Raw genomic sequence first — 13,249 nt, 5'->3', positions numbered from 1 at the left:
AGCACAAAAACAACAACTTCGACGATGCACTTTGAGGACTACAACAATGATTATTTACGGTGTGGCGTTTTTGGCCTTTTGTACCCTGGCGGGTATTTTCATCGGTGAGCTGCTGGGCAAACTGATCGGCGTGCCGGCCAACGTCGGCGGTGTCGGCATTGCGATGCTGCTGTTGATCGGCCTGGGCAGTTACCTGAGCAAACGCGGCCTGTTCAAGGGCAAATCCGAAGCCGGCGTGGAATTCTGGAGTGCGATCTACATTCCTATCGTGGTCGCGATGGCGGCCCAGCAAAACGTCTATGGCGCGCTCAAGGGCGGGCCAATGGCGATTCTGGCTGGGACCCTGGCGGTGGTGATTGCCTTTGCGATGGTGCCGGTGCTGGTGCGCATCGGCAACAAAGGGCCTGAAACCGATGTTTCCGCCAAGACAGTCGGGTGATTGCCATGTACGAATCAATGATGAAAGTGATCACCGGCTACGGTCTGCTCAGTGGCTTTGCGATTGTCGGCATCACCATGTGGGTGTCGTACTGGATCAGCGACACGTTCACCAAGGGCCGCCTGCACGGTTCGGCCATCGCGATTCTCCTGGGGTTGGTGCTGTCGTACATCGGCGGTGCGATGACCGGCGGGCAGAAGGGTGTAGTAGACATTCCGCTGCTCTCGGGCATCGGCCTGCTGGGCGGCGCCATGCTGCGTGACTTCGCCATTGTAGCCACGGCGTTCGGCGTGAGTGTCGAGGAACTCAAGCGCGCCGGTTTCGTCGGAGTGCTGGCGTTGTTCGTCGGGGTGGCCACCTCGTTCATCGCCGGTGTCGGAGTGGCGATGGCCTTCGGTTACACCGACGCGGTGAGCCTGACCACCATCGGCGCCGGAGCGGTGACCTACATCGTCGGGCCGGTCACTGGCGCGGCGATCGGTGCCAGTTCCGAGGTAATGGCGCTGTCCATCGCCGCCGGTTTGATCAAGGCGATCCTGGTGATGGTGGCGACGCCGTTCGTGGCACCTTTTATTGGCCTTAACAATCCGCGCAGTGCGGTGATCTTTGGCGGGTTGATGGGCACTTCCAGCGGCGTGGCCGGCGGCCTGGCGGCCACCGATCCGAAACTGGTGCCGTATGGTTGCCTGACGGCGGCGTTCTACACGGCGCTCGGGTGCTTGCTCGGGCCTTCGCTGTTGTATCTGATCATGCGGGGGTTGTTGGGCTAAGGCTTTGAATTTTCGCTGAGCGGGCTGTCCTCATCGCGAGCAGGCTCGCTCCCACATTGGATCGGTGTTCACCATCCCGTGTGGGAGCGAGCCTGCTCGCGATGAAGGCGACTGGGTCTCAAGCCTGGCGATTGGCATACATCCGGCACTCCGCCAGCAACGCCAGCAAATTCGGATCGCGCTCCTTGGCCTTCAGGAATACCACGCCGATGTGCTGCTGAAGCCGATACTTTTCCTGCAACGGGATCAATTTCACCCGGTTTTCATACACCGCCGCAATCCGTCCCGGCAGCAAGGCATAACCGACCCCGGAGCTGACCATGCTCAGCAGGGTGAAGATGTCGTTGACCTGCATCGCCACCTTCGGCTCGAACCCCGCCTGCTTGAACACTCGATTACCATCCTGATGGGTGGCGAAGCCCTGGGTGAGGGTGATGAAGGTTTCGTTGCACACTTCGGCCAAGTCCACTTCACTGCGTTGGGCGAAGGCGGAATCGGCTGGCGTGGCGAGAAAAATGTCGTCTGAAAACAGCTCGATATGCTCGCAGTCAGGGTCGTTCACGCTGTCGTCCAGGGAGATCAGGATGGCGTCCACCTCCATGTTCTTGAGCTTGTACAGCAGGTCGATGTTCGAGCCCAGGATCAGGTCGATGTTCAGTTCGCTGCGGCGGATCTTCAGGCCCATGATCAACTGCGGCACGGTCTTGACCGTCAGTGAATACAGCGAGCCGAGCTTGAACCGCTCCGCGGAAAACCCGGCGGCTTCACGGGTCAGGCGCACGCTTTCGATCACGTCCTGAATCAGCTTCTGTGTGCGTTCTTCCAGCACGTAAGCGCTTTCCAGGGGGGTGAGGTTGCGGCCCTCGTGCTTGAACAACGGGCAACGCAAGGCGCTTTCCAACGAGTGAATGGCCCGGTGTACGCTGACGTTGCTGGTCTGCAACTCGGCCGCCGCCCGCGCAAGATTGCCGGTGCGCATGAACGCCAGGAACACCTCGAGTTTTTTCAGGGTCAATTCTTCGTCGATCAGCATGGGGTGGACTCTTATTCGTATCGCCCGATTGTGCCCCAATCGGTAGGAGGATGTTGATCTGTGGGAGCAAAGCTTGCTCGCGATGCAGGCGACTAGGCTCCTGAGGCACCGCGTTATCTTCATCGCGGGCAAGCCTTGCTCCCACAGAGAGCTAAACATTGCACTTTGTAGCGCCAAGCCTGAGCCTTGGCGTCTGTTTTGGAATGTGAGGTGGGACTGGATGTATCACGGAGAGCGACTCAACGCCTGGACCCACCTGGTCGGGGCGGTGGCGGCTTTTATCGGGGCGGTGTGGTTGCTGGTAATTGCCGGGATGACGGGCGATGCGTGGAAAATCGTCAGCGTGGCGATCTACGGTTTCACCTTGCTGGTGCTGTACAGCGCTTCGACGGTTTACCACAGTGTGCGCGGGCGCAAGAAAGCAATCATGCAGAAGGTCGATCACTTTTCGATCTATCTGCTGATCGCCGGCAGCTATACGCCGTTCTGCCTGGTCACCCTGCGCGGGCCGTGGGGCTGGACCTTGTTCGGGATTGTCTGGGGGCTGGCGCTGATCGGGATCTTGCAGGAGATCAAGCCGCGCTCTGAAGCACGAATCCTGTCGATCGTGATCTACGCGGTGATGGGCTGGATCGTGCTGGTGGCGGTCAAACCGTTATTGGCCGCCTTGGGCAGCGCCGGCTTTGCCTGGCTGGCTTCGGGTGGTGTGTTGTACACCGTCGGCATTGTCTTTTTCGCGCTGGACCATCGGTTGCGGCACGCCCATGGCATCTGGCATCTGTTCGTGATCGCCGGCAGTTTGCTGCATTTTGTGGCGATCTTGTTCTATGTGCTCTAGCTCATAACCACCGCTGGTCCTGTGGGAGGGAGCAGGCTCGCTCCCACACGGCTTCTTCATTCGACTTTAGAAATCCCCCCACAGCTGCTGTGCCACGGCCAGTGCCACCACCGGTGCGGTTTCAGTGCGCAGCACGCGCGGGCCGAGGCGGGCGGCGTGGTAGCCGGCGGTCCCGGCTTGTGCCACTTCGGCATCCGACAAACCGCCTTCGGGGCCGATCAGGAAGGCCAGGCTCGACGGTCTGGCATGGCTGACCAGCGGCTCGGCCACCGGGTGCAGCACCAGTTTCAGTTCGGCGTCGGTTTGCTTCAGCCAGTCGGCCAGTAGCAGCGGCGGGTGGATCACCGGCACGGTGGAGCGCCCGCACTGCTCGCAAGCGCTGATCGCCACCTGGCGCCAGTGCAACAGGCGTTTGTCGGCGCGTTCGTCCTTGAGGCGCACTTCGCAGCGCTCGCTGAAAATCGGCGTGATCTCGTTGACGCCCAGTTCGGTAGCTTTCTGGATCGCCCAGTCCATGCGCTCGCCCCGGGACAGGCCCTGACCGAGGTGGATGCGCAAGGGCGATTCAACCTGCCCGGCGAATTGTTCGTTCAACTGCACAAGCACGCGTTTTTTGCCGACTTCGGCCAGGGTGCCGCGAAACTCCTGGCCAGAGCCGTCGAACACCTGCACCGCATCGCCCTCGGCCATGCGCAGCACCCGACCGATGTAGTGGGCCTGGGCTTCGGGCAGTTCGTGAGCGCCGAGGCTGAGGGGGGCGTCGATGAAGAAGCGGGACAGTCTCATTTCGAATCTCTGAAAAAGTTAAACCTGTGGCGAGGGGATTTAGCGAAACGTCGCACCGCCCCGCTGGGCTGCGAAGCAACCCCAAATGCTTACAACGCGATTTGCCTGAAGTATCGGAGTGTCCGGTTTTAGGGCTGCTGCGCAGCCCAGCGGGGATAAATCCCCTCGCCACAACAGTATTCCAACAAGAACACCGGGGTTTAACCCGGATCACGGAATCCTGGATGAAAATCCTTCGGCACCGCCACGCTGACCTTGTCCCGGGTGGCGATGTCGATGCCCTCGCTGGCCACTTCAGCCAGGAAGTCGATTTGCTCGGGGGTGATGACATACGGCGGCAGGAAATACACCACGCTGCCCAGCGGCCGCAGCAATGCGCCGCGCTCCAGAGCATGCTGGAACACCGTCAGGCCGCGACGTTCCTGCCATGGGTAAGCGGTCTTGCTCGCCTTGTCCTTGACCATCTCGATGGCCAGGACCATGCCGGTCTGGCGCACTTCGGCCACATTCGGGTGATCGGCCAGGTGCGCGGTGGCGCTTGCCATGCGTTGGGCCAGGGCCTTGTTGTTTTCGATGACGTTGTCTTCTTCGAAGATATCCAGCGTCGCCAGGGCCGCCGCGCAGGCCAACGGGTTGCCCGTGTAGCTGTGGGAATGCAGGAAGGCGCGCAGGGTCGGGTAGTCGTCGTAGAACGCGCTGTAGACCTCATCGGTCGTCACGCACGCCGCCAGCGGCAGGTAGCCGCCGGTCAGGGCCTTGGACAAACAAAGGAAGTCCGGGGTGATACCGGCCTGTTCACAGGCGAACATCGTGCCGGTGCGGCCGAAGCCGACGGCGATTTCGTCGTGGATCAGGTGCACGCCATAGCGATCACACGCCTCGCGCAGCAGCTTCAGGTACACCGGGTGATACATGCGCATGCCGCCGGCGCCCTGGATCAGCGGCTCGACGATTACAGCGGCCACGGTGTCGTGGTGTTCGGCCAAGGTCTGTTCCATGGCCGCGAACAGATTGCGCGAATGCTCTTCCCAGCTCATGCCTTCGGGGCGGAGGTAGCAATCGGGGCTCGGCACTTTGATCGTGTCCAGCAGCAACGCCTTGTAGGTTTCGGTGAACAGCGGCACGTCGCCCACCGACATCGCTGCGATGGTTTCGCCGTGGTAGCTGTTGCTCAGGGTGACGAAGCGCTTCTTGGCCGGCTGGCCACGATTGATCCAGTAGTGAAAGCTCATCTTCATCGCCACTTCGATGCAGGACGAGCCGTTATCGGCGTAGAAACACCGGGTCAGGCCTTCAGGCGTCATCTTCACCAGGCGCTCGGACAGTTCGATCACCGGCTGGTGACTGAAGCCGGCGAGGATCACATGCTCCAGTTGATCGACCTGGTCCTTGATGCGCTGGTTGATCCGCGGGTTGGCATGGCCGAACACGTTGACCCACCAGGAACTGACGGCATCGAGGTAGCGCTTGCCTTCGAAGTCTTCCAGCCACACGCCTTCACCGCGCTTGATCGGGATCAGCGGCAGCTTTTCGTGGTCTTTCATCTGGGTGCAGGGATGCCATAGCACCGCGAGGTCGCGTTGCATCCACTGGTTATTCAGGCCCATATACAGTCTCCTCGAGGCGGCTCGCGGCGGGCGCGGGCAAAACAATCGGGCAAGCCTATGCAATGGCAGCCCCGGGGACAACCCATTGTGTCATTCCTGCTACCTTGAGTAAGGCGATAGACGCCGCTGGCGGCGCTGGGGTGGCTGACGTATTCTTCGCCGTTCTCTGAGCCGTCTGGCTCGAAAAACTGATCGTTCCTGCGTTTTATTCCGGAGTTCGCTGAATGTCTGCTGGTTGGCTGCGCGCCTGTGCGCTGGTGGTGATAGGGCTGTTCAGCGTGTGTGCGCTGGCCAAGGACAAGCAACCGACGGTGATCGTCATCGGCGGCGGCCTGGCGGGGCTCACGGCGGCCTACGAGCTGCAGAACAAAGGCTGGCAGGTAACCCTGCTGGAAGCCAAGCCAAGCCTGGGCGGTCGTTCGGGCATGGCCACCAGTGAATGGATCGGCAACGAAAAAACTCAGCCGGTACTGAACAAGTACATCTCGACCTTCAAGTTGAGCACCACACCGGCCCCGGAGTTCGTGCGCACCCCCAGCTATTTGATCGACGGCACCTACCTCACCGCCGCTGACCTGGCGACCAAGCAACCGGCCACGGCTGAGGCCCTCAAACGTTACGAAACCACCCTGGACGACCTGGCCCGTTCCATTGAAGACCCACAGAACCCGTCGGCCAACAACACGTTGCACGCACTGGACCAGATCAGTGTCTCCAACTGGCTCGACCGTCTGCAATTGCCGACCACCGCGCGGCAGTTGGTGAACCAGCAGATCCGCACCCGCTATGACGAGCCGTCGCGACTGTCGTTGCTGTATTTTGCCCAGCAAACCCGGGTCTACCGTGGTGTGTCCGACCGTGACCTGCGCGCCGCGCGCCTGCTGGGTGGCAGCCCTGTGTTGGCCCAGGCTTTCGTCAAGCAACTGAAAACCATCAAGACCAGCTCGCCCGTCTCGGCCATCTCCCAGGACAAGGACGGCGTTACCGTCAAGGTTGGCAGCGTCGGCTATCAAGCTGACTACGTAGTGCTGGCGGTGCCGTTGCGAGCCCTGAACAAAATCCAGCTGACCCCGGCCCTGGACGCCCGGCATCAGGGCGCGATCAAGGGCACCAACTACGGCTGGCGCGACCAGATCATGCTCAAGTTCAAGACCCCGGTCTGGGACAGCAAGGCGCGCATGTCGGGTGAGATCTACAGCAACACCGGTCTGGGCATGATGTGGATCGAGCCGGCCATGAAGGGCGGCGCCAATGTGGTCATCAATCTGTCCGGCGACAACGCCCGGGTGATGCAGGCCTTTGGTGACAAGCAGATGGCCGATCAGGTGCTGATTCGCTTGCACGCGTTTTACCCGCAGGCCCGGGGTGCTTTCACCGGTTATGAAATTCGCCGCTACAGCACCGACCCGTCCATGGGCGGCGCGTACCTGGCCTTCGGACCGGGCCAGATCAGCAAGTACTGGCGCCTGTGGGAAATGCCGTTGCAGCGCGTAGCCTTTGCCGGCGAACACACCGATACCTTGTATCCGGGCACCCTGGAGGGCGCGTTGCGTAGCGGTCAGCGGGCAGCCAGCCAGGTTGAAGACCTGGCGGCGGGCAAATCGTTTGAACCGGCCAAGGTCGTGCCGGTGGCAGCGGCAGCAGCTGCCGGTGCGGTGGCGGCGAAGAAGGGTAATTTTTTCTCCAACCTGTTTGGTGGCTCGGATGACGACAAGAAGCCGGAGCCGGTCAAGGCTCCGGAGCCGGTAGCGCCTGCTCCAGTGCCGGCACCCGCCCCAGCGCCCGCACCGGTGGCACCATCCGCGCCAGCCCCGGCGAAAGTTGAGCCCGCCAAGAAAGCAACCACCAAACCAGCGGTGAAAAAACCAGCCGCCAAGACCCCGGCCAAAAAAGCCCCGGCCAAGGCTCCGGTGAAAAAGGCCCCGCCGGCGAAGAAGCCGGCAGTCAAACCGACGACGACTACTGAAACCAAGGCTCAGTAACGATCAGGTGGAAAGAACGCGGCTCAAGGGCCGCGTTTTTTATCCAGTATCAAGCGTACCGGCGGCGCCACTCAAAGCCCGGCGTCGCTTAATAAGCGCTACGTCCTACACGCCTTGGCGATATATCGGAAACTTCCCACCCTTTAACCAGAAGCAGGCTATAGCGCTTACCAAGCCATAAGTCTAGGCTCCTCGAAAAACAGGAGCGCGTATGAAAATACTAATGGCAGTGGTTGTATTGGTTTCGATATATGGATGTGTGTATGGCGAATGCCGGGATCCTTTGACAATTCCGATGATTCCAAAAAGAGATCCGCAGTTAGCACACAAATGCTCCATCGATCCATATAAGCCTGAGTGTTCGGTAAACTAATTCTTCAAGTTTCAGGCTCGTAAACTGGAGCGACCATGAAACCGATAGAAGCTTTGATGTTCTTTATAATGCTCGCCAGTAGAGGCTTTACTGACGGTCGTATGACGCTTAAAAAATACGACCCTCAATTGGCGTACAGATGCGATATGGATCCACAGGTCCGAGTACCCCATTAAGTAACATTACCTAAGAGAATTTTTAGAGGGGGGGTAACGAAAATGACCACGTATGAATTGGCACGTCCTCAAACAGGATCCTGACCCGCTTCGGCTTCGACATACGTCCCGGAACGAAGCCAAAGCGGGCCCAGCAGAGGTTGCCTGTTCGCATGTCAAAAATGACTAGGTTTCCATCGTCCTGCATGGTCATACAAGTGTTATACCAAAGTGACTTATCAGTACTGTGGGTGCTTTCGGCGATCCACAATCGCCGTCTGGACGGATCATAAAGAAAGCCGCTGTTGCTGACGACGAATTGTAGAGGTTCACGCATTCTCCTTGGATACAACGTGACGCTGTGAGGTTGTTTATCACCAGCGGTCCAGATAATTGCCTCGCGGTCCTTGATTACCAAGTTTCCATCGGCCTGCAATATCAATCGGAACCGCCCATTACTGGATTTTAGGTATTGCCCCGGGGACATCGTTTGATTAGGGGGTAATTGCGGCGAGCCGTTAGCTTTAAAATGGGTATAACGAACAGCCATTTTGTTCACCTTGTTCAATGAGTTGTGGAGCGCTCATTTGATCAAGGGTGAAAGTGAAAATGGCGATAGATATATATTGAATGGAACAAATAGTTGGACGGCGGTGACGGCTCCGGTGCGGTCCCCTGTGGGAGCGAACCTGCTCGTGATGAGGTCCATACAGGCCCCAAAGGCTGCCTGATCGCCTCGCCATCACCCGCCGTTTCCCCTTTAATCTTTCCTTAACCCACCCCCTCCAGACTGATGATCGTATTTCTCGATATTTCAAAGCAAAATTTTCCGCTTTAAATCGATAGATAACTCGCTAGTCTTGGTCGCAGTTTTCACAGGATATGAGCAATGCAGCTACGCAACTCTTCTTCTCGCTATGGCTGGGTCAGCATCGTTTTGCACTGGGGCATTGCACTGGTGGTGTACGGGCTGTTCGCGCTGGGGCTGTGGATGGTCGGCTTGGATTACTACAGCACTTGGCGTAAAGACGCGCCGGACCTGCACAAGAGCATTGGCTTGGTGCTGCTGGCGGTCATGTTGCTGCGGGTGATCTGGCGGGTTGTCAGTCCGCCACCACCGACCTTGTCAACCTATGGCCGCCTGACCCGCGTCGGCGCCAAGCTTGGCCATAGCGCACTGTATCTCGGGTTGTTCGCCGTGATGATTGCCGGTTACCTGATTTCCACCGCAGACGGTGTCGGGATTCCGGTGTTTGGTCTGTTTGAAGTACCCGCGCTGGTGTCCGGACTGCCCGATCAGGCAGACGTTGCCGGCCAGATTCACTTCTACCTGGCATGGGCGCTGGTAATTTTCTCCGGCCTCCATGCGTTGGCAGCATTGAAACACCACTTTATCGATCGTGACGCGACCCTCAAGCGCATGCTGGGACGCCAAGCCTGATGTTCAACCTCGACTCCAAAGGAATAGAAAGCATGTTGAAAAAAACGCTCGCCGCCCTGGCAATCGGTTCTGCCCTGCTGTCGGCCGGTCAGGCCATGGCTGCCGACTACGTGGTCGACAAGGAAGGCCAACACGCCTTCGTCGACTTCAAGATCAGCCACCTGGGCTATAGCTACATCACCGGTACCTTCAAGGACATCGACGGCAAGTTCAACTTCGACGCCGCCAAGCCTGAAGACAGCAAGATCGAGTTCAACGTGAACACCGCCAGCGTGTTCACCAACCACGCCGAGCGCGACAAGCACATCGCCAGTGCTGACTTCCTGAACGCGAGCAAATTTGCCAAGGCCACCTTCGTGTCCACCAGCGTCAAATCCACCGGCAAGAACGCTGATGGCAAGGAAACCGCCGACGTGGCTGGTGACCTGACCCTGCTGGGCGTGACCAAGCCTGTCGTGGTCAAAGCCACCTTCCTGGGTGAAGGCAAGGACCCGTGGGGCGGCTACCGTGCCGGCTTCGAAGGGACCACCAGCATCAAGCGTTCCGATTTCGGCAAGCAGAAAGACCTGGGCCCAACGTCCGACGTGGTCGAGCTGTACGTTTCGTTTGAAGGTGTCAAAGCGAAATAACATTCGCGCCTGACAAAAAACGCCCCTGATCTTGGATCAGGGGCGTTTTTTATTGCCGTATGGAATCTTGTGAACCGCACATGACCCCTTGTGGGAGCGAGCCTGCTCGCGATTGCCATGGGTCAGTCAACCTCTGTACTGGCTGAACCACCGCAATCGCGAGCAGGCTCGCTCCCACGGGGTGAAGTTGGCGTTACTCAAAAAAAATGCCCCTGATCGCGAGATCAGGGGCATTTTTACGGCTTGGAGAAACTCAGCGATTGCGGGTCAGCAGTGCCGGCTTCTCGCCCCGTGGACGGCTTGGCAGTTGATCCAGCTGTTCAGGCGTCGGGAATCGATCGATCTTCGACTCCTTGTGCATGATCTTCGGCTGGTTACCACGAGGGGCTTGCACGGCAGGTTCCTGACGAGGCTGCTCGTCACGTGCCGGGCGGCGAGGGCGGGAGTCTTCGCGGCGGGCCTGGCCGTCACGAGGTGCGCCGTTGCGCGGGCCGCTGCGCTTGGCCGGCGGGGTGCCGGTGGACGAGCCGTTGCTGTTGCGCGGGCCGTTCTGACGCCCCTGGGATTGGCCACGAGGAGCACCTGCGCCCGCCGCGCCCTGTGCCGGTGCGCCAGGACGACGTCCGCGACCCTGGGCGGGTTTCTGCTGCGGCACGTAATCGACGCGGTTGCCGAAGTTATCGATATCGTCGTCCAGGAACTCGTCCGGTGCGCGATCGGCAGCGGCACGTGGTGCCGGGCGCTGCTGTTCACGGGCCGGAGTACCTTCGCGAGGCTTGTGCTCGCGAGCCGGGCGTTCGCCGCGACTGGTGCTGGCCGATTTTTCCTTGCCCTTGTCCTTGCCTTTGTCTTTACGGCCGCCGCCACCACCGCCGCCGCCATTTGGACCGTCACCGCGAGGGCCACGGGCATTGCGTGGGTTGCGCACGTCCGGACGTTCACGCACTTCAGGCTTCTCGGCCTCGATGGTGCTGGCATCGAAGCCCATCAGGTCGCCATCGGCGATTTTCTGCTTGGTCATGCGCTCGATGCTTTTGAGCAGTTTCTCTTCGTCCGGCGCGACCAGCGAGATCGCTTCGCCCGAACGGCCGGCCCGGCCAGTACGGCCGATACGGTGTACGTAGTCTTCATCGACGTTCGGCAACTCGAAGTTGACCACGTGGGGCAACTGGTCGATGTCCAGACCGCGAGCGGCGATGTCGGTGGCAACCAGAATGCGCACTTCGCCGGCCTTGAAGTCGGCCAGGGCCTTGGTGCGGGCGTTCTGGCTCTTGTTACCGTGGATCGCCACGGCCGGCAGGCCATGTTTGTCCAGGTACTCGGCCAGACGGTTGGCGCCGTGCTTGGTGCGGGTGAACACCAGGACCTGTTCCCAGGCGCCGGCGGTAATCAGGTGCGCCAACAGGGCACGCTTGTGGCTGGCCGCCAGGCGGAACACACGTTGTTCGATGCGCTCGACCGTGGTGTTTGGCGGTGTGACTTCAATGCGTTCCGGGTTGTGCAGCAGCTTGCCGGCCAGGTCGGTGATGTCCTTGGAGAACGTCGCCGAGAACAGCAGGTTCTGACGCTTGGCGGGCAGGCGGGCCAGCACTTTCTTCACGTCATGGACAAAGCCCATGTCGAGCATGCGGTCGGCTTCGTCCAGCACGAGGATTTCCACGTGGGACAGATCGACGCTGCCCTGGCCGGCCAGGTCGAGCAAACGACCCGGACAGGCCACCAGCACGTCGACGCCACGGGCCATGGCCTGGACCTGAGGGTTCATGCCAACGCCGCCGAAAATGCAGGCACTGACGAATTTCAGGTCGCGAGCATAGATCTTGAAGCTCTCGTGTACCTGGGCTGCCAGTTCGCGGGTTGGGGTCAGGACCAGGACGCGCGGTTGGCGCGGGCCGTGACGCTGGGATTTGTCTGGGTGACCGTTGGGGAAAAGCCGCTCCAGGATAGGGAGGGCAAAACCACCGGTTTTACCAGTGCCTGTCTGCGCCGCGACCATCAGATCGCGACCTTGCAACACGGCGGGGATGGCCCGCTGTTGCACCGGGGTAGGCTGGGTGTAGCCGGCAGCCTCGATGGCGCGGACTAAAGCCTCGGAGAGACCGAGGGAAGCAAAGGACATGAGTAATCCTGTTTTAGTGAGGGCCTGGCCCAATGGGATAGTCTTGCCGGGCGCGAATGACGTTCAACAAAAAGACGTCATCCCGTCCGGTCCTGCCGAGTCTGGAAGGCAGGTCCGGACAGGGCTCGCGCGGGCTGGAAGCTGCGCTGTAGCGGTGTCGGGATGCCTTTTGCAAGACCGGGCGTCCGGGCGTGAGCCTGGCGGGAAGGCCGGAGTATAACAGAGCAAACGCCGTGCGCCGCTTTCCTGCTGCTCAACGGTTTATTTCAACGCTGCACCGGGCTGGACGGTTTGGTCCTGGCAGACGGAACGGCGCCATAGCGGGCGATCAGCTCGGCATAGGCCGGTTCGCGCTTGAAGCGCTTGAGCTCGGCGCTGAAGCGCTGCACCAGCAGATCCATCCCGGCGTTGCGCCGCACCGCCAGGTATTGGCTTTGACGGCTCACAACCACGGGGTTTTCGGTGATCTGGTCGCCCAGTTGCATTTGCTTGAGTACGTGCCGACCCACCCGGCGGTCGGTGATGAGCAGGTCAATCCGGCCCAGTTGCAACTTGCCAAAGTTGGCTTCATGGGTGGGTGCCGTCTCACGTTTGAACAGGGGCGATTCTCTGAAGGCCTGGCTGTACAGATAACCGGGCGAGGTGCCCACGGTCAGGCCGACCAAGTCATTGAGCGTGCGAAAGGGATGGGGGCGGGCGTTGGCGTAGAACATCACGAACTCCACGTCCGAGAGCGGTTCGCTGGGGTAAAGCAGCATGGCGTCGCGTTCGTTGCTGTGGAAAATGTCCAGCGCACCGTCCGCCAGGCCCTGCTCAAGCATCGCCAGGCAACGTTTCCACGGCAGCAGTTGCCATTGCACATCAATGCCCAGGCGCTTGAACACAATGGCGGTGGTTTCGTAGTCGAGTCCCAGGACCTGGCCGTTCTCTTCGTAGACATAAGGCGCCCAGGGTTCGGTGACAATGCGCAACTTCTCGGCCCGGGCATCCATGCTCAGGTACAGGAGGACAAAGGTGGTCAGTAACCGGGTGATGAAGGGCATGGCCTGAGGTTACGACGAGAGCTCATCAAATAGC

The 13,249-nt window shown here is 60.1% G+C and carries 12 protein-coding genes; 6 read left to right on the top strand and 6 right to left on the bottom strand.

Annotated features, from left to right (window positions below; genetic code table 11):
• The first annotated feature begins 46 nt into the window (after positions 1-46).
• Positions 47-439: a malonate transporter subunit MadL gene (gene madL / locus AC3I65_RS24605; protein WP_047226951.1), complete on the top strand. Its 393-nt coding sequence runs from the start codon at positions 47-49 to the stop codon at positions 437-439.
• 5 nt (positions 440-444) lie between these two features.
• On the top strand, positions 445-1,209 hold the full coding sequence (madM, locus tag AC3I65_RS24600; RefSeq protein WP_076386537.1) for a malonate transporter subunit MadM: 765 nt from the start codon (positions 445-447) through the stop codon (positions 1,207-1,209).
• Between the two features lie 118 nt (positions 1,210-1,327).
• Here the strand turns inward: madM and AC3I65_RS24595 are convergent, their stop codons facing one another.
• Complete coding sequence (locus AC3I65_RS24595) at positions 1,328-2,242, bottom strand: LysR family transcriptional regulator (RefSeq protein ID WP_047226952.1); 915 nt, start codon at positions 2,240-2,242, stop codon at positions 1,328-1,330.
• A 220-nt stretch (positions 2,243-2,462) separates the two neighbouring features.
• Between AC3I65_RS24595 and trhA the strand changes: the two genes are divergently transcribed.
• Complete coding sequence (gene trhA, locus AC3I65_RS24590; RefSeq protein WP_047226953.1) at positions 2,463-3,080, top strand: PAQR family membrane homeostasis protein TrhA; 618 nt, start codon at positions 2,463-2,465, stop codon at positions 3,078-3,080.
• 66 nt (positions 3,081-3,146) lie between these two features.
• Here trhA and AC3I65_RS24585 read toward each other — a convergent pair whose 3' ends face one another.
• Both AC3I65_RS24585 and AC3I65_RS24580 read right to left on the bottom strand, forming a co-directional pair.
• Entirely contained in the window at positions 3,147-3,866 is a 720-nt protein-coding gene (locus AC3I65_RS24585) for a 16S rRNA (uracil(1498)-N(3))-methyltransferase (RefSeq protein ID WP_047226954.1), read from the bottom strand.
• Between the two features lie 200 nt (positions 3,867-4,066).
• A complete protein-coding gene (locus AC3I65_RS24580; RefSeq protein WP_076383370.1) occupies positions 4,067-5,473 on the bottom strand; it encodes an adenosylmethionine--8-amino-7-oxononanoate transaminase in 1,407 nt (468 codons plus the stop codon).
• Between the two features lie 224 nt (positions 5,474-5,697).
• Here AC3I65_RS24580 and AC3I65_RS24575 point away from each other — a divergent pair, with 224 nt between their 5' ends.
• Entirely contained in the window at positions 5,698-7,455 is a 1,758-nt protein-coding gene (locus AC3I65_RS24575) for a flavin monoamine oxidase family protein (protein WP_107323036.1), read from the top strand.
• A 571-nt stretch (positions 7,456-8,026) separates the two neighbouring features.
• Here AC3I65_RS24575 and llpB read toward each other — a convergent pair.
• Positions 8,027-8,533, bottom strand: coding sequence for a lectin-like bacteriocin LlpB (gene llpB / locus AC3I65_RS24570; RefSeq protein ID WP_047226957.1), 507 nt, complete (start codon positions 8,531-8,533; stop codon positions 8,027-8,029).
• Between the two features lie 339 nt (positions 8,534-8,872).
• Here llpB and AC3I65_RS24565 point away from each other — a divergent pair, with 339 nt between their 5' ends.
• Both AC3I65_RS24565 and AC3I65_RS24560 read left to right on the top strand, forming a co-directional pair.
• The gene (locus tag AC3I65_RS24565) at positions 8,873-9,424 is read left to right on the top strand and encodes a cytochrome b (RefSeq protein WP_047226958.1); all 552 of its coding nucleotides are present in this window, start codon (positions 8,873-8,875) and stop codon (positions 9,422-9,424) included.
• Between the two features lie 32 nt (positions 9,425-9,456).
• Entirely contained in the window at positions 9,457-10,053 is a 597-nt protein-coding gene (locus AC3I65_RS24560; RefSeq protein ID WP_439125314.1) for a YceI family protein, read from the top strand.
• A gap of 253 nt (positions 10,054-10,306) precedes the next feature.
• Here AC3I65_RS24560 and rhlE2 read toward each other — a convergent pair whose 3' ends face one another.
• The gene (gene rhlE2 / locus AC3I65_RS24555) at positions 10,307-12,172 is read right to left on the bottom strand and encodes an RNA helicase RhlE2 (protein WP_047230429.1); all 1,866 of its coding nucleotides are present in this window, start codon (positions 12,170-12,172) and stop codon (positions 10,307-10,309) included.
• A gap of 266 nt (positions 12,173-12,438) precedes the next feature.
• Positions 12,439-13,215, bottom strand: coding sequence for a substrate-binding periplasmic protein (locus AC3I65_RS24550; RefSeq protein ID WP_448694358.1), 777 nt, complete (start codon positions 13,213-13,215; stop codon positions 12,439-12,441).
• Positions 13,216-13,249 lie beyond the last annotated feature (34 nt).

The organism is Pseudomonas sp. N-1-13 (genome assembly GCF_057787095.1).
This window is presented reverse-complemented; position numbering and strand designations above follow the sequence as displayed.

What these genes read in the sequence shown, in the direction of transcription:
- madL (WP_047226951.1), top strand. Translation starts at nt 47, where the DNA reads ATGATTATTTACGGTGTGGCGTTTTTGGCCTTTTGTACCCTGGCGGGT.
- madM (WP_076386537.1), top strand. Translation starts at nt 445, where the DNA reads ATGTACGAATCAATGATGAAAGTGATCACCGGCTACGGTCTGCTCAGT.
- AC3I65_RS24595 (WP_047226952.1), bottom strand. Translation starts at nt 2,242, where the DNA reads ATGCTGATCGACGAAGAATTGACCCTGAAAAAACTCGAGGTGTTCCTG.
- trhA (WP_047226953.1), top strand. Translation starts at nt 2,463, where the DNA reads ATGTATCACGGAGAGCGACTCAACGCCTGGACCCACCTGGTCGGGGCG.
- AC3I65_RS24585 (WP_047226954.1), bottom strand. Translation starts at nt 3,866, where the DNA reads ATGAGACTGTCCCGCTTCTTCATCGACGCCCCCCTCAGCCTCGGCGCT.
- AC3I65_RS24580 (WP_076383370.1), bottom strand. Translation starts at nt 5,473, where the DNA reads ATGGGCCTGAATAACCAGTGGATGCAACGCGACCTCGCGGTGCTATGG.
- AC3I65_RS24575 (WP_107323036.1), top strand. Translation starts at nt 5,698, where the DNA reads ATGTCTGCTGGTTGGCTGCGCGCCTGTGCGCTGGTGGTGATAGGGCTG.
- llpB (WP_047226957.1), bottom strand. Translation starts at nt 8,533, where the DNA reads ATGGCTGTTCGTTATACCCATTTTAAAGCTAACGGCTCGCCGCAATTA.
- AC3I65_RS24565 (WP_047226958.1), top strand. Translation starts at nt 8,873, where the DNA reads ATGCAGCTACGCAACTCTTCTTCTCGCTATGGCTGGGTCAGCATCGTT.
- AC3I65_RS24560 (WP_439125314.1), top strand. Translation starts at nt 9,457, where the DNA reads ATGTTGAAAAAAACGCTCGCCGCCCTGGCAATCGGTTCTGCCCTGCTG.
- rhlE2 (WP_047230429.1), bottom strand. Translation starts at nt 12,172, where the DNA reads ATGTCCTTTGCTTCCCTCGGTCTCTCCGAGGCTTTAGTCCGCGCCATC.
- AC3I65_RS24550 (WP_448694358.1), bottom strand. Translation starts at nt 13,215, where the DNA reads ATGCCCTTCATCACCCGGTTACTGACCACCTTTGTCCTCCTGTACCTG.